At 39.8% G+C, this 16717-nt stretch carries 18 protein-coding genes; 5 read left to right on the top strand and 13 right to left on the bottom strand.

The genetic code is table 11. From position 1 onward, the window contains the following. Nucleotides 1-32: 32 nt before the first annotated feature. The 8 genes from tuf to GWI59_RS04045 all read right to left on the bottom strand — a co-directional run bounded on the left by tuf (nt 33) and on the right by GWI59_RS04045 (nt 6353). Nucleotides 33-1217, bottom strand: coding sequence for an elongation factor Tu (gene tuf, locus GWI59_RS04080; RefSeq protein WP_006535489.1), 1185 nt, complete (start codon nt 1215-1217; stop codon nt 33-35). A gap of 67 nt (nt 1218-1284) precedes the next feature. Beyond that, nucleotides 1285-3399 (bottom strand): elongation factor G, encoded by a 2115-nt coding sequence (gene fusA / locus GWI59_RS04075; RefSeq protein WP_109847982.1) that lies wholly within the window; start codon nt 3397-3399, stop codon nt 1285-1287. Between the two features lie 78 nt (nt 3400-3477). After that, nucleotides 3478-3948 (bottom strand): 30S ribosomal protein S7, encoded by a 471-nt coding sequence (gene rpsG, locus GWI59_RS04070; protein ID WP_004246897.1) that lies wholly within the window; start codon nt 3946-3948, stop codon nt 3478-3480. A 99-nt stretch (nt 3949-4047) separates the two neighbouring features. Beyond that, a complete protein-coding gene (gene rpsL, locus GWI59_RS04065) occupies nt 4048-4422 on the bottom strand; it encodes a 30S ribosomal protein S12 (RefSeq protein WP_004236497.1) in 375 nt (124 codons plus the stop codon). Between the two features lie 127 nt (nt 4423-4549). Next, a complete protein-coding gene (gene tusB / locus GWI59_RS04060; protein WP_006534698.1) occupies nt 4550-4843 on the bottom strand; it encodes a sulfurtransferase complex subunit TusB in 294 nt (97 codons plus the stop codon). A gap of 31 nt (nt 4844-4874) precedes the next feature. Next, nucleotides 4875-5243: a sulfurtransferase complex subunit TusC gene (gene tusC / locus GWI59_RS04055; protein WP_161724030.1), complete on the bottom strand. Its 369-nt coding sequence runs from the start codon at nt 5241-5243 to the stop codon at nt 4875-4877. Next, nucleotides 5244-5639: a sulfurtransferase complex subunit TusD gene (tusD, locus tag GWI59_RS04050; protein ID WP_115065670.1), complete on the bottom strand. Its 396-nt coding sequence runs from the start codon at nt 5637-5639 to the stop codon at nt 5244-5246. Between the two features lie 9 nt (nt 5640-5648). Next, the gene (locus GWI59_RS04045) at nt 5649-6353 is read right to left on the bottom strand and encodes a helix-turn-helix transcriptional regulator (RefSeq protein WP_072064772.1); all 705 of its coding nucleotides are present in this window, start codon (nt 6351-6353) and stop codon (nt 5649-5651) included. A gap of 347 nt (nt 6354-6700) precedes the next feature. Between GWI59_RS04045 and GWI59_RS04040 the strand changes: the two genes are divergently transcribed. Then, on the top strand, nt 6701-6859 hold the full coding sequence (locus GWI59_RS04040) for a hypothetical protein (protein WP_157955979.1): 159 nt from the start codon (nt 6701-6703) through the stop codon (nt 6857-6859). A 144-nt stretch (nt 6860-7003) separates the two neighbouring features. Continuing rightward, the gene (locus tag GWI59_RS04035; protein ID WP_161669463.1) at nt 7004-7144 is read left to right on the top strand and encodes a hypothetical protein; all 141 of its coding nucleotides are present in this window, start codon (nt 7004-7006) and stop codon (nt 7142-7144) included. A gap of 238 nt (nt 7145-7382) precedes the next feature. Here the strand turns inward: GWI59_RS04035 and fkpA are convergent, their stop codons facing one another. Further along, nucleotides 7383-8132, bottom strand: a complete 750-nt coding sequence (gene fkpA, locus GWI59_RS04025) for an FKBP-type peptidyl-prolyl cis-trans isomerase (RefSeq protein ID WP_072064774.1) — start codon at nt 8130-8132, stop codon at nt 7383-7385. Between the two features lie 458 nt (nt 8133-8590). On the opposite strand from fkpA, the gene GWI59_RS04020 reads away from it, so the two are divergent. Next, nucleotides 8591-8809, top strand: coding sequence for a SlyX family protein (locus GWI59_RS04020; protein ID WP_161724028.1), 219 nt, complete (start codon nt 8591-8593; stop codon nt 8807-8809). A gap of 80 nt (nt 8810-8889) precedes the next feature. Here the strand turns inward: GWI59_RS04020 and slyD are convergent, their stop codons facing one another. The 4 genes from slyD to kefG form a co-directional block, all read right to left on the bottom strand. Then, nucleotides 8890-9522, bottom strand: a complete 633-nt coding sequence (slyD, locus tag GWI59_RS04015; protein ID WP_161669465.1) for a peptidylprolyl isomerase — start codon at nt 9520-9522, stop codon at nt 8890-8892. A gap of 88 nt (nt 9523-9610) precedes the next feature. After that, nucleotides 9611-9814: a YheV family putative zinc ribbon protein gene (locus GWI59_RS04010; RefSeq protein ID WP_006534684.1), complete on the bottom strand. Its 204-nt coding sequence runs from the start codon at nt 9812-9814 to the stop codon at nt 9611-9613. A gap of 4 nt (nt 9815-9818) precedes the next feature. Continuing rightward, the gene (gene kefB, locus GWI59_RS04005; RefSeq protein WP_161670871.1) at nt 9819-11681 is read right to left on the bottom strand and encodes a glutathione-regulated potassium-efflux system protein KefB; all 1863 of its coding nucleotides are present in this window, start codon (nt 11679-11681) and stop codon (nt 9819-9821) included. Further along, nucleotides 11681-12232 carry a glutathione-regulated potassium-efflux system ancillary protein KefG gene (gene kefG, locus GWI59_RS04000; protein WP_109399082.1) on the bottom strand — a complete coding sequence of 184 codons (552 nt, stop codon included), beginning with the start codon at nt 12230-12232 and terminating at the stop codon, nt 11681-11683. Before kefG ends, kefB begins: the two co-directional genes overlap by 1 nt. A gap of 121 nt (nt 12233-12353) precedes the next feature. Here kefG and GWI59_RS03995 point away from each other — a divergent pair, with 121 nt between their 5' ends. After that, nucleotides 12354-14288: an ABC transporter ATP-binding protein gene (locus GWI59_RS03995; RefSeq protein WP_161707245.1), complete on the top strand. Its 1935-nt coding sequence runs from the start codon at nt 12354-12356 to the stop codon at nt 14286-14288. Between the two features lie 331 nt (nt 14289-14619). Then, entirely contained in the window at nt 14620-16308 is a 1689-nt protein-coding gene (locus GWI59_RS03990; protein ID WP_109847987.1) for a methyl-accepting chemotaxis protein, read from the top strand. The last annotated feature ends 409 nt before the right edge of the window (nt 16309-16717 follow it).

Raw genomic sequence — 16717 nt, 5'->3', positions numbered from 1 at the left:
TGATGCCCTTTTTTAGGAAATTACGCGAGTAATTAACCTAATACTTTAGCAACAACGCCCGCACCTACTGTACGGCCACCTTCACGGATAGCGAAACGTAAACCGTCGTCCATCGCGATTGGGTGAATCAGTTCAACGATCATGTTGATGTTGTCACCTGGCATTACCATTTCTACGCCTTCTGGTAATTCGATAGTACCAGTTACGTCAGTTGTACGGAAGTAGAACTGTGGACGGTAGCCTTTGAAGAATGGAGTATGACGACCACCTTCATCTTTGCTCAGAATATAAACTTCTGATTCAAATTTAGTGTGTGGGTTGATTGAACCTGGTTTCGCCAGTACTTGTCCACGTTCGATTTCTTCACGTTTAGTACCACGCAGAAGAACACCTACGTTCTCACCTGCACGACCTTCGTCAAGTAATTTACGGAACATTTCAACACCAGTACAAGTTGTTTTCGCTGTTGGTTTAATACCAACGATTTCAACTTCTTCACCAACTTTGATTACGCCACGCTCAACACGACCTGTTACTACTGTACCACGGCCTGAAATTGAGAATACGTCTTCAATTGGTAACAGGAATGGTTTGTCAATTGCACGCTCTGGCTCTGGGATGTATGAATCCAGTGCTTCTGCTAATTCAACAATTTTTGCTTCCCACTCTGCTTCGCCTTCCAGTGCTTTCAGCGCTGAACCACGGATTACTGGAGTGTCATCACCTGGGAAATCGTACTGAGACAGAAGTTCACGAACTTCCATTTCGACTAATTCCAGTAACTCTTCATCATCTACCATGTCACATTTGTTCAGGAATACGATGATGTAAGGAACACCAACCTGACGACCTAACAGGATGTGCTCACGAGTTTGTGGCATTGGGCCATCTGTCGCAGCAACAACCAGGATAGCTCCGTCCATTTGCGCAGCACCAGTGATCATGTTTTTAACATAGTCGGCGTGACCTGGGCAGTCTACGTGTGCGTAGTGACGAGTTGGAGTGTCATATTCTACGTGTGAAGTAGAGATGGTGATACCACGAGCTTTTTCTTCTGGTGCGTTATCGATTTGATCGAATGCACGAGCAGCACCACCATAAGTTTTAGCTAAAACTGTAGTGATTGCAGCAGTCAGAGTTGTTTTACCGTGGTCAACGTGGCCGATAGTACCAACGTTAACGTGCGGTTTTGAACGTTCAAATTTTTCTTTAGACACGACTATATTCCTTAATATCGCTCCCTCAAATAGAGGGAGCGTAAACTAAATTGAACTCGAAAGGATCTTATTTCGCTTTACGAGCTTCGATAATAGCCTGAGCGACGTTGCTAGGCGCTTCGCTGTACTTCAAGAACTCCATAGAGTATGAAGCACGACCCTGAGTTTGTGAACGCAGGTCAGTTGCATAACCGAACATCTCAGCCAGTGGTACTTGGGCACGGATGATCTTACCGGTAGGCAGATCGTCCATACCTTCAACCATACCACGACGACGGTTTAAGTCACCGATAACGTCGCCCATGTAATCTTCTGGCGTTTCAATCTCAACTTTCATGACTGGCTCAAGCAGAATTGGCTTAGCTTTCATGAAGCCGTCTTTAAATGCCATTGATGCGGCGATTTTAAACGCGATTTCTGAGGAGTCAACATCATGGTAAGAACCATAATGTAAACGAGCCTGAATATCCACAACAGGATAACCTGCTAATGGACCAGATTTCAGCTGTTCTTGAATACCTTTATCAACAGCTGGGATGAATTCTTTAGGAATTACACCACCAACGATATCGTTGATAAATACGTAGTTCTCTTCACCACCTGCTGGTAATGGAGACAGGTCGATAACAACATGACCGTACTGACCACGACCACCAGATTGTTTCGCGTGTTTACCTTCGATATCAGTTACTGTATCACGAATAGTTTCACGGTAAGCAACCTGTGGTTTACCTACGTTCGCTTCAACTTTAAATTCACGACGCATACGGTCAACTAACACGTCTAAGTGCAGCTCACCCATACCAGCAATGATAGTCTGACCAGTTTCTTCGTCACTTGATACGCGGAAAGATGGATCTTCCTGAGCCAGACGGTTCAGAGCGATACCCATTTTTTCTTGGTCAGCTTTAGTCTTAGGTTCGATAGCAACAGAGATTACTGGCTCTGGGAATTCCATACGTTCTAAGATGATTGGTGCCTCAATTGCACACAGAGTATCACCTGTAGTAACGTCTTTCAGACCGATAGCAGCAGCGATGTCGCCTGCACGAACTTCTTTAATTTCTTCACGCTTATTAGCATGCATCTGAACAATACGGCCAAAACGTTCTTTTTTGTCTTTAACCGGGTTCAGAACTGTGTCGCCTGAGTTTACAACACCAGAGTACACACGGAAGAATGTTAAGTTACCAACAAATGGGTCAGTTGCGATTTTGAATGCCAGAGATGAGAACGGCTCTTCGTCGCTTGAATGACGTTCTGCTGGAGTATCTTTACCGTCTGGTAACATACCTTTAATTGCAGGAACATCTGTTGGTGCTGGCAGGTATTCAATTACCGCATCCAGCATTGCCTGAACACCTTTGTTCTTAAACGCAGAACCACAGGTAACCAGGATAATTTCATTATCTAGAACGCGTTTACGCAGAGCAGCTTTGATTTCTGCTTCTGTCAGTTCTTCGCCGCCCAGATATTTGTCCATCAGTTCTTCTGATGCTTCAGCTGCTGATTCGACTAGGTTGTTGTGCCATTCTTCAGCTAAATCTTGCAGATTTGCAGGAATGTCTTCGTATTCGAAGGTAACACCTTGGTCTTCTTCATTCCAACGGATTGATTTCATTTTAATTAAATCAACAACACCGGTGAAATGTTCTTCAGCACCTACTGGAATTTGCAGTGGAACTGGGTTTGCAGCCAGACGTGTTTTGATTTGTTCAACAACACGCAGGAAGTTTGCACCCATACGGTCCATTTTGTTAACGAACGCGATACGTGGTACATGATATTTGTTAGCCTGGCGCCATACTGTTTCTGACTGAGGCTGAACACCACCAACTGCACAGTAAACCATAACCGCGCCATCAAGAACACGCATAGAACGTTCTACTTCGATTGTGAAGTCAACGTGTCCTGGGGTGTCGATGATGTTTACACGGTGAGGCTCAAACTGTTTAGCCATACCAGACCAGAATGCAGTAGTTGCTGCGGATGTGATAGTAATACCACGTTCCTGCTCCTGCTCCATCCAGTCCATTGTTGCTGAACCTTCGTGAGTTTCACCAATTTTATGGTTTACACCGGTATAAAACAGAATACGTTCACTTGTAGTGGTTTTACCGGCATCGATGTGCGCACTAATACCGATATTACGGTAGCGTGCTATGGGGGTTTGACGAGCCATTTTTTCCTCTCTCGTGGGCGTTCAATTCAGGTAAAGGACAGCAGAGCTGTCCTGAAAAGAGTTGCGATACTCCGTGGATTACCAACGGTAGTGTGCGAACGCCTTGTTTGCATCTGCCATACGGTGAACGTCTTCACGTTTCTTAACAGCAGCGCCTTTGTTTTCAGCCGCATCAGATAATTCATTTGCCAGGCGAAGAGCCATGGATTTATCACCGCGTTTACGAGCAGCTTCAACAATCCAACGCATTGCTAATGCATTACGACGAACTGGGCGTACTTCAACTGGAACTTGGTAAGTTGAACCACCAACACGGCGGGATTTAACTTCCACAGTAGGGCGTACGTTATCTAATGCGATTTCGAACGCTTCCAGTTCAGTTTTGCCTGAACGCTGAGCCAGGGTCTCAAGCGCATTATATACGATAGATTCTGCAGTAGATTTTTTACCGTCTACCATCAGAATGTTTACAAATTTAGCCAGCAGTTCTGATCCGAACTTAGGATCTGGCAGAATTTTACGTTGACCAATTACACGACGACGTGGCATGGAAATACTCCGTTTAAAATTCAGGGTTGTCCAAAACTCAATGAGTTTATTTTGACATTATTGGTGAAAAAATGTTTGGCCTTACTTAACGGAGAACCATTAAGCCTTTGGCTTCTTCACACCGTACTTAGAACGAGCTTGTTTACGGTCTTTAACACCAGAACAGTCCAGCGCGCCGCGAACAGTGTGGTAACGCACACCTGGTAAGTCTTTAACACGACCACCACGGATTAAGATTACGGAGTGCTCCTGCAAGTTGTGGCCTTCACCACCGATGTAGGAAGAAACTTCGAAACCGTTAGTCAAACGCACACGGCATACTTTACGCAGTGCTGAGTTTGGTTTTTTTGGAGTGGTAGTATATACACGAGTACATACGCCACGTTTTTGCGGGCAAGCTTCCAGAGCTGGAACGTTGCTTTTAACAACTTTCGAGCTACGAGATTTGCGTACCAGCTGATTAATAGTTGCCATTTAAAAAAAGCTCCTGGTTTTTGCTTCGTAAACACGGATTTGAACTCTGTCTTGTCAACAAGACAAAACATGAGGACGCAGAATTTTATTGCTGACGGGCTCATGTGTCAAGAATTATACAGCAATTCTACGCTCCCCAATGAATTTGTTGGGGGTGTTTTACCGTTAAATCGACAAAATCACCATAATTGATGAGTTTAATATGATGAGATACTTGATCTTTTAAGCCTCTTGCCAAAACATCATCAATTAATGCGTAAATTGAAATTTGCTGTTGAAGACAATATTTTAATAAGGGATTCTCTTCAAGAACTGCCAGTACACCATCTTGTATTAACAAAACATCATCTTCTTTTGTCAATAAAGATAAAAAAGTCTCTAAATCACTTTGATAAATAGAGACGGAATAAGTATACAACATAACCGTTCAACCTTCCTGACTAACTTCTGTATTAAAAGCGCAATACCACATCATATTCACTCAATTTTTGAGCAATATCTTGTTGGGATATCACCTGTGCATCCAAGACAAAAGAAGTTTGAGAGGATAATCCACGATGAACCATGTCTTTCAGTGATATATAGACGCTTGTCACATCATACAAGGGTAGCACTTTAAATGTTGCTGCATGATGACGTGATAACACCCCTTCAGGCTGTTGATTTTCAACGAGTTGAAATACACCATCAGAGATAAAAAAAACGCCAATATCTTCTGTTAAGGCTGAGGTTGCTAGTAAAGCATCCAAACCTTCTCGACCCGCACTATTACCATGAGGTGCTTGAGTAAAAAGGAAGGCAACTGAATTCATTTTCTTCATTTAAAATTGCACCACACGAGAACAAGTCAACATAGCTTGAGCCAGTGAACCCAAACCACTTAACTCAAATTCAGGCGCCATGTTATCGTTCATCATTTCCAGTTCTTTGGCCTGTTGTTTATCAATAATTCCTCTACGCAATGCCGCAGCAACACAAACATGTAAAGGGATTTGATGTTTTTTCGCCAACGCAACCCACGCTTTATGAAGATCAAATTCATCATTTGCAGGCGATACCAATTTATTAGCATTCACAACACCTTCTCGATAGAAGAAAATTTGTGCAATTTGATGCCCTTTTTCAATAAGGGCATTTGCGAATAAATAGGCACTTGAAGCTTGTTCAGTTCCGTAATGAGGCCCCGTAACCACTAAACAATATGTCAAGGAACTCATAATGTTGCCTTATTCTCCATTTTTAAATTGGCGAATATAAAGATACACAGTATGTTTTGAAATATTTAAGCGGTCTGCAACCTGATTAATGGCATCTTTAATATCAAAAATACCTTTTTCATAAAGATTTAACACAACTTGCTTATTCTTGGCATTATTCGCGACTTCACGATCATTATTTACTTCTTCAATCGTGAACTCTAATGTTTGAGCCACTAAATCATCAACTGATGAGGCAAAGTTAACATCAGATGCAACTTCATGTGTTTCTTCAGGAATAAAGGTTTTAATTACTTCAGAGAATGGAACATCAAGGTTCATATTGATACACAATAAACCAATGACTCGACGTTCACGATTACGAATAGCAATCGTGATTGATTTCATCAGTGCACCACTTTTCGCTCTAGTAAAGTAAGCCTTTGAAAAACTTGAATCTTCATCTGTAATATCATGTAACATTTGTAATGCCAAATCGGTAATTGGAGAGCCAATCTTACGACCAGTGTGTTCTCCATTGGCGATTTTAACCGCTGAACATTTCAAATCTTCCAGAGAGTGCAATACGATTTCGCAATGGTTACCGATGAGCATAGCCAAACCATCCACGGCTGCTTCATAGGACTTCAATATTTCGTGATCAGTTTGAGTAAAAGGTCGGCTATCTAGTTTTTCAAACTCGCTGCTGTCACCATTAAATAACGGGCTAGACATTTGATTATATAATCCTTAAAGGCTTTAATTATGATAATGACTTGAGGTTCTATTTTTTATAACGATTCGTCATTGCGGATCAATTCAATATTGAAAAAATTTAAATATAAAAACAGAATTAAGAACGATTCTGACGTTAGATCGTCAGAAGATCTACGTCAAGTGACTTAAAATAAGAGCTTTGTGATAGGTCACAGCTTTTTTCATTTTTCTTCATATTTTGTACTCATCCCCTCTCTTTATTTTTGAAGAATTCCTTTTTTAGGCGTGAGAAGGATCAAAATTGACTCTATTGAATAGATTACCTATATTCCAATTTATTGTTATTTTAACTAGCGATTAATCCCATGAATATACTGATGATATGCCAATCTCAGCAAACTTCATCAATAATAGGATTAATTTCTGTCGCTTCTATGCCTATTGAAACTCTCTTTCCACCACCTCAACCTATGAAAGAGGTTGTAGTCAATACAACGGTTATTGTTGCAACTTGCATCGCTTGATCTATTTAATCGGCTTAATCGCATATTTAACCAACAGGCTAAATTGATGTGTTATTTACGTTTATTTATTGATGTTTTATCAATCGCCAACCATGACTAAAAATAATCAAGCTATCTTACTGCTCATTTTACAGGTGTATCATCATGCATTTACGTCAATATTGGGCGAAATTCGGTCCAACGACATTATTTGTTTTATTATGGAATAGCGGTGCTATCTTTTCTCGTTGGGGCTTAGATAATGGTAGCGCATTTGCTATTATACCGCTTACTCTCAAGCGGTAACTTAGTTAATGTCACGAGCTTATTCTATTTAGTACCCTAAGTGACAGCCTTAATGGATTATATTTTCTTGGGCAATAAGATGTCGCTACTTAGCTTAGTAGGAATGGGGCTATTATTATTGGTTTGCTGTTTTTATTAAAAAAAACAAAAATCGATTAATACTATATGTGTTAATAAATAATGTATTAGAAACAAAAATGCTGACATTTATGTCAGCATTTTTTTCTTTATAAATAAATTACTTGTCGCTTTCAACACTCAGTAATTCAATTTCAAACACTAAGGTTGAATTAGCTGGAATACCGCTAGTTGCACGTTGTCCATAACCTAATTCAGGTGGAATAACTAATTTGATTTTACCGCCTTCTTTGATGTATTTCATACCTTCAGTCCAACCAGGAATAACGCTTTTCAGGCTAATTGTCAGAGGTTCTTTACGATCATAAGAGCTATCAAATTGTTTACCATCAATCAGCATACCCTTGTAGTTTACAGTAACACGGTCAGCATCTGTTGGTGTTTTTCCTTTACCCGGATTTTCAACTAAATACAGTAAACCGGATTTTGTTTTTACCACACCTTTTTCAGCAGCAAATTCTGTGCGGAATTTATCACCAGCAGCTTTGTTTTCAGTCGCTTCTTTTTCCATTTTTGCCGTTGCTGCAGTACGGACTTGATCTTCAAAAGCCGCTAATGTTAATTCAATTTCAGCATCTGATAATTTTGATTTACTATTAAATGCATCCTGAACACCGGCTAACAGTTGTTTAGAATCTAAAGTAATACCAATATTTTTTTGTTCTTGTAATGCAGCTTCCATATAGCGACCCATCGACGCACCTAACGCATAGGCATTTTGCTCATTTTGAGTTTTAAATGCGCTATTTAGTGTTGGCACTTTAGCTGCTTCTTCAGCGAATGCATGCGGTGCACTGAATGCGAAAGCTAAACTGGTTGCCAACAACGTCGTTTTTAATAAAGATTTCATCCCATTCTCCAGTATATGTTAGTGAGTCGCTACGTTTTGCAAACGATCATCATAGACCTTCACTAAAACGTTTTGCATCACTTCTTGCTGTCGTTGCGGTATGTACTCGTCATACTTCAAGTTGTCGAGTTGTTGACTGAGTTTATTTGCACGAGTCACATACGATGTATGTTCTTAGTGACTTATTCACTTGTCGCCTAGTCGCACCTCGAATATTCAGAGTATAAACCTCATCTACGGGTAGCAATTTTATATGAATTTAAAAAATTTTGCCGACACTCTTAACAGTTAATGTTAGGATTTTTGTCAGCACTGAGTGCTACCACATTAGCAAAATAGTCTTTTATCTCAAACCAGATTTATGTCTTCCTGTGTATATATCAGTAAATAAGATTAAATTTCGCAAGTTTGTTAGTCATAGTCGTCGTAATAGGACATTTTAAAGGAGGAAAAACACAATGGATATTAAGGAAGTAGAGCGATTGCTCATTCAATTAGAAAGCAAAGTTGCTTTCCAAGATGCGACTATTGAAGAATTAAATCAGGTGGTCACACAGCAACAAATTGAAATCAGCCGCTTTAAAGAAGCCTTAAAAATTGTTTCTGAGCGCCTAAAAAATTCTCAAAACTCAATACTTGCTAGACCTGAGGATGAAACACCGCCACCTCACTATTGAGTTGTTGTTCGCTGTTAATATCAAAGCTGAAAACAAAAAAGGAGCGCTTAAACGCTCCTTTTGATCTTTTCAAAGAAAGATTAGTGCTGACAACCACAACCGCCATTGCCGTGACCGTGACCACCGTGACCATGACCACCGCCACAGCATCCACCTTCTTCACCGTGTGAATGACCATGACCGTGACCACCGCCACAGCATCCGCCTTCTTCACCGTGACCGTGGCCACCACAACATTCGTGCTCTTCTTCACCATGTACGTGACCGTGAGCTAATTCTTCTTCGGTCGCTTCACGAATTGCAACGATTTCAACATGAAACTTCAGGTTTTGACCTGCTAACATGTGGTTACCATCAACAATAACTTCGTCACCTTCAATACCTGTAATTTCTACTGGTACTGGACCTTGGTCGGTATCAGCCAGAAAACGCATACCAACTTCTAACTCATCAACGCCCACAAAAACATCTTTCGGTACGCGTTGAACTAAGTTTTCGTCATATTGACCATATGCATCATCAGAAGCCACTTCTACGTCGAATTTCTCACCGACTTCGCGACCTGTTAATGCATTTTCTAAACCACTGATTAAAGAACCACGGCCATGCAGATAGTCTAACGGTGCGCTCACCGTGGACTCATCAACTAAAACACCGTCTTCTGATCTTACTTGATAAGCCAGACTAACTACCAAGTCGTTTGCTACTTTCATGACATCTCCTACATACCCGTGGGCAAAATTTTCCCGATTGTAACGAAAAATAAATCTTCTGTATCGGGTTATATCAAAAAACCTATAATTATTGTGGTGTAAAGATCCCAATGACTTGTTCATTTTTACGAACAAGTGAGTTAACTTCACCCTCTGTTTGCCGTTGTTGATGGCCACATTTCGCACATTCCACAATATCCACTTTATCTTCACGCCACATTTTAAGTGTATCTTGAGCTTGACAGTGTGGGCACACAGCTCCTGCAATAAAGCGTTTACGGGTTGCAGACATGGGGTCAGTTCTCCTGTTTATCAATAGATCTTTTTTCTTTACTTATTTGAGGAATATCCTCTGTTAAAGACTCATCCCAAATATCCGGTTGGTGATGCTCTTGACGAATTTCTTCACTAAAAAGTTCTTCAAGCTCTCGCCTTGCTTCTTTTACACGAGAAACATTGGAAACTTCTTCAGGTGATTCATCCACCAACTTTCTAAGTAATTGCATATCCAAACGACGAAAATGCTGTTGTGCTCGATAAGCTTGGTGAGGATGCATACCTAATTCAATTAATGTCTTACGCCCTAACTCTAAAGCACTAGAAAATGTTTCTCTGCTAAAATCTGTTACACCTGCTTTAAGCAATTCATGAGCCTCAACACGTCCTCTTGCTCTGGAAATAATATGCAAATTAGGGAAGTGTCGCTGACAGAGATGAACAATTTCCATCGTTGCTTCAGGTTCATTACTAGTGATTACAATCGTTTTTGCGTGTTCCGCACCCGCTGCACGCAATAGATTGAGATCGGTTGCATCACCGTAATAAACTTTATAGCCGTATTTACGCATGGTGCTTATGCTTCCGACATCATGCTCTAATACCGTGACATTAACCTTGTTCGCCATTAATAAGCGCCCTACAACCTGTCCCATTCGACCAAAACCAACAAGAATAACTTCTGGATGATTGTTTTCAACAAAAGGCTGTTCGTCTGTTTTAGGATCATTATAACGGCGAGATAATACAGCGTCTGTCATTTGCATCACAAGTGGCGTTGTCATCATAGAAAGCGTGACAACAACCAACAATAATGCCATTTGCTGACTTTCTAATACGCCCATTGCCATAGACGTCGAGAAAACAACAAACGCAAATTCCCCACCTTGGCTTAATACAGCTGAAAATTGTAAGCGCGTGGAAAAACGTAATCTGGCTAACCAAGCGATACTATAAAGTATTAATGCTTTCACAATAACCAGCACTAAGACACCTAATAATACTTGTGGAAGATAACGCCATAAAATACCGATATCTAAAGACATACCGACAGAGATAAAAAAGAGTCCTAAAAGAAGACCTTTAAAAGGTTCAATAGAGATCTCTAATTCATGTCGATATTCTGAATCTGCCAATAACACCCCTGCAATAAAGGTTCCCATTGCCATTGAAAAACCTAGGGTTTCCATAAAAATAGCAGCACCTAATACAACAAGTAGCGCAGCCGCAGTAAAAACTTCCCTTACTCCAGATTTCACAACTAAGCGTAAGAGTGGACGTAATAAATAACGCCCACAAATCAGCAATCCAGCAAAAGCAGCTACTTTCAACCCAATTCGATACCAATCGCTGCTTGCCGTTTCTCCGGCTAACAAAGGAATAACGGCAAGGATAGGAATAACCGCCATATCTTGGAAAAGTAAAACAGCAAAACCTAATTGCCCGCCTTCATTATGGTTCATTCCTTTCTCATTCATAAGTTGCAATGCCATCGCCGTAGAAGACATCGCAATACCTAATCCACCAATAACAGCAGCCTGCCATGAAAAAGAAGTAAAAACGAGAATGAGCCCTGAAAAAATAGAAGCGGTTAATACCACTTGCATTGAACCAACACCAAAAATAGCACGTCTCAATTCCCATAACTTAGCTGGATTTAATTCCAAACCAATAAGGAACATTAAAAAGACCACACCTAGCTCAGAAAAATGCAAGATATCATCAACATCTTTAAACAGTCCGAATCCCCAAGGTCCAATGACAATCCCAGCAATCAAATAACCGAGTACTGCACCAATTTTAAGACGTTGAGCAATAGGTACCATAACTACAGCAGCACACAGGAAAAAGAGCACCGCCTTAATCATCCAATTATCTTCCATTAAGCTTGCTCCCCTTCAAGTGGCGCACTTAACCAATGACGATAAGCTTCACCAATATGGGTCAGTGTTGTTTTAGATTGTTGTCTTGCTGAATACACAATCATGGGTGGTAGCCAGCGCATACCACACATTTCTGCCATTAATTCCAAGGGACGTAATAGTTCTGTGAGTGTATAGTGATTTTTTCCATTATGTTGGTAAGCATATTCAGGTTCACCTGTGGTCACAACACAGCGGAATGCTTTCCCTTTTAAATGTGACCGTCCACTTTCATTCGCAAATGGACGTGTTAACACTCTGTCTTGCCACTCTTTTAATAACGCAGGGCAACTATATGTTTGCAATGGAAATTGAAAAACGATCACTTGATGCTTACACAACAAGGATTGTTCATGGTGTATATCAATAAAAAAATCAGGATAAGTAGCATATAAATCATGGATAGTTATATTCTCTAAATCCCTTACCGCTTTTAATAACGCTTTATTGGCGACTGATTGGCGCGGCTCGGGATGAACATACACCAGTAATACATTTGATGCGTTTGACATCATTCCTCCTTACAAAACGTGTCAGAAACGGTTTTTTCCGTTACCATGCACGCATTGTGACCAACTGTTACGAACAACTTACTCTATATATTAATTTACATACTCTTAATAGACGATATTTATGATTGTTTTTTCTTCTTTGCAAATTCGCCGTGGCGTCAGAGTGTTACTGGATAATGCCAGTGCAACCATTAATCCAGGGCAAAAAATTGGTCTAGTCGGCAAAAATGGTTGTGGTAAAACCACATTGCTCTCTTTATTAAAAGGTGAACTTCAAGCAGAAGCAGGCAATGTCACCTATCCTAGTACATGGTCAATGGCATGGGTTAACCAAGAAACACCGGCACTTGATGTACCGGCTATTGATTATGTTATTGATGGTGATAGAGAATATCGCCAGTTAGAGCAACGATTACAAAAAGCTAACGAGATAAATGATGGCCACGCCATTGCACTAATACATGGGCAATTAGATGCAATAAACGCATGGACAATACAATCTCGTGCAGCGACCTTACTAAATGGTTTAGGTTTCAGCCAACAGCAGCTTAGTGAACCTGTAAAATCATTTTCAGGTGGCTGGAGAATGCGTTTAAACTTAGCACAAGCGCTGATTTGTCGATCTGATTTACTACTACTCGATGAACCCACCAACCACTTAGATTTAGATGCTGTTATTTGGCTAGAAAAATGGCTGAAAAGCTACACAGGCACACTTATTTTAATTTCCCATGACCGTGATTTTCTTGATCCTATCGTGGATAAAATATTGCATATTGAGCAAGAAAAAATCTTTGAATATTCGGGTAACTACTCTTCGTTTGAAATGCAACGTGCAACCAAACTCGCACAACAACAAGCTTTGTTTGAAAATCAACAAGCCAAAATTGCACACTTACAGAGTTTTATAGATAGATTTAAAGCAAAAGCGACAAAAGCAAAACAGGCCCAAAGCCGTGTCAAAATGCTTGAACGAATGGAACGAGTCGCTCCTGCACATTCAGATAACCCATTCCAATTTAGTTTCCGCCAACCCGAAAGTTTACCTAATCCACTTTTATCAATGGAGAAAGTCAGCGCGGGTTATGGTGAAAAAGTTATTCTTAATGACATCAAACTCAATTTAGTTCCTGGCTCACGTATTGGATTATTAGGGCGCAATGGTGCAGGTAAATCAACACTGATTAAATTACTTGCAGGTGAAATTCAACCATTACAAGGGAAATTGGCTCTTTCTAAAGGTATAAAGCTTGGTTATTTTGCCCAGCATCAATTAGAGTTTTTACGCCCTGATGAATCGGCACTACAACATTTAACTCGTTTAGCGCCCAAAGAAACTGAACAAAAATTACGTGATTACTTGGGGGGATTTGGTTTCCATGGCGATAAAGTCACTGATGCTTGTGGTCAATTTTCTGGTGGTGAAAAGGCACGTTTGGTCTTATCACTTTTAGTTTGGCAACGCCCTAATTTGCTGTTAATGGATGAGCCAACAAACCACCTTGATTTAGATATGCGCCAAGCACTGACCCAAGCTTTAATTAGCTTTGAAGGGGCAATTGTAGTCGTATCGCATGATAGGCATTTATTACGTTCAACCACTGACGACCTCTATCTTGTTCACGATGGTCAAGTTGAATCATTTGATGGCGATCTTGATGATTACCAACAATGGTTAGTTGATCAAAATCGTCAAGAGACACAGGCAAATAAGAGCCAACAAGAGAATGGCAATGCTACGACAACCACCAATTTAAGTGCGCAAGACAAAAAAGAACAAAAACGTAAAGAAGCCGAGTTTAGACAACAAACTCAACCACTACGTAAAAAACTGACTACCTTAGAAAGTAAAATGGATAAACTCAGCCAAGAGCTTACCCTCATTGAAACAGCACTTTCTGACAGTGGCATTTACGATATCAGCCGTAAAAATGAGCTTTCAGATTGTTTAAGCCGACAAGGTATCGCAAAGTCAGCACTTGAAGAAGTTGAAATGGAGTGGATGGAATTACAAGAAACGCTGGAAGAAATGACAAACGCATTTGAAGCCCAGTAATACAACGCAATTCACTAATAAAGGAACAATTTTACTTAAAATCGTTCCTTTATTTTTACCCTTCAATTCATTCTTAAAATTTATACAATTCATTTCGCTTAGGGGATTTATATCATTTTACAATAGCACTATTTACACAAAACATAATCTCACCCTATCTAGTAATAACCCAATAAAAATAACCATCTAACGTTTATTTTTTACCTATTTATATTAAGTAAAGGAAATAAATTCTTTCTCGCTAAAGTTTTTAACATTCCAGCCGAATTAATCATTCTGCTAAGTGGACCTCCCACTTACCAACGAAAAGACAAAGCTAATAGGTAGGGTTATGTTAAAACGAATTAAAATCTCTCAAGGTTTAATGTGTGTCCTGACTCTGTTTTGTATTATTCAGATCATTTCTGGAGTACAGAGCATTCACGATGCCTACCAAACTCAAAATAAACTCAAGCAAATTTCATACAGTTTCGACCAACTACGCACAATGGATAATACCTATGCGGAGTTGAACACATTGCGTACAGATATTATTGCGCAAGCATTTAGCTATATATCAAACCCTCAAGCAGAAGATGCAAACATCACCGCATTTATGCAAACCATGCCAGCACGTAAAGCGCAAGTTGATGCTTTGATGAATGAGTATGTTGAGTTATCTGCTCAAACAGGTTTCGATCAGCAACGTATGGCACAGATCAAACAGCTCTATCAAAAGAGCCGCGCTGATCTTGATTTATTGGCACAATATTTAAATGAACGAAATACTAATGCTGTTCGATTGATCTTAAAAAGCCCAGCGAATACTAACTTTACTAACTCACTGTATGAAGCCACAGACTTTATTACAGATGAAGTGGTTAATCCGTCAGTGACCGAAGCGGAAAAGAACTACGACAGCATGCTGTGGATAGCGTCTACCTTTATGGGGATTTTCCTTATTTTCACCACATTAGTGCTTATTTGGATACGTAAATACATCATTGCTCGTATTAATCAAATGATCACCTATCAAGAGACAATTGCTAAAGGTGATTTAGTCAGTCGTGTGGACAGTGACATTTCAGGTAATACTGAAATAGACCAGCTAATGCTGGGATTACAGCAAATGCGCGCACAATTAAAAGAGATGGTAAGCTCTATCCGAAATAGTAGTGCGGCTATTTATACAGGTGTACAAGAGATTGCTGCGGGTAATAATGACTTATCGAGCCGAACTGAAGAACAAGCTAGCGCACTAGAAGAAACGGCGTCTAGCATGGAGCAGATGACCGCAACCATTCGCAATAACACAGAGAGCGCTCGTGAAGTCACAGAGTTGGTGATGAGTACTGCAGATATCGCCGTTCAAGGTGGCGAACACAGTAATAAGATGGTTATGACAATGACAGATATTGCCGATCGTTCACAAAAGATTGGTGAAATTACGGCTGTTATTGATGATATTGCATTCCAAACAAATATCTTAGCCCTTAACGCTGCCGTTGAAGCAGCCAGAGCCGGCGAACAAGGCCGAGGTTTCTCTGTAGTGGCAAGTGAAGTCCGCAATTTAGCACAGCGTAGTGCAGAAGCAGCGAAAGAAATTAAAGAGCTTATTGAATCGACGATATTACGTGTTAGACAAGGTAACGATCTCGTCGAACAAGTTAGTTTATCAATGGGCGAGATTGTGACATCGGTTAATCATGTCTCGGGTTCGATGAAAGAAATTTTATCGGCATCAGAAGAGCAAACGCGTGGTATCACACAAATCAGTCTTGCTGTTAATGAGATGGATAAAGCAACTCAGCAAAATGCAGCGATGGTTGAACAGTCAACAGCAGCTTCTGCCACATTAAGTGAACAAGCAAGTATGTTGGATACTATTGTGAATACATTTAAAGTTGAGCATGAAAAAGTCACACCCGTTAAAGCTATATTGCCTACATTATCAGCTAAATCACAAGACACTGAAACACTAAAAACACCAACAATAAAAACCAATAATCATGAAACAGATGATAATTGGGAAAGCTTTTAATGATATTTCTCACACAACATCGTGTGAGAGCTCTGTGTAGAAAATAGTCCAGAACATATAACAAAACCTCTACCTACCCTACTCCCAGTGATTTTTCTGGGAGTATTTCTGTTTCTTTCGTACATAAACACCCAAAAAAGATCGTTTTTCATACAAAATAAAGAACTTTTTTAAGAAAGATTAAGAGCATTTATGAAATATAAAATTTTATTTTACTTATCATAAGATAAAAAAATAAATAAAAACAAAATACTGCTTATTATCGTTTTAATATTAAACAATGCATTATTAAGATTTACATATTAGTAATTAACACAAAAAATAAGTTAGGTAATATACTTATGGTTTTTTCTATTAATCATTAGAAAATTTTAGCCATTAGCTGACAATTAAAGCTAAAAAAAGAAAT

It is taken from the genome of Proteus sp. G2673 (genome assembly GCF_009915125.1).
Taxonomy (GTDB): Bacteria; Pseudomonadota; Gammaproteobacteria; order Enterobacterales; family Enterobacteriaceae; genus Proteus; species Proteus penneri.
This window is presented reverse-complemented; position numbering and strand designations above follow the sequence as displayed.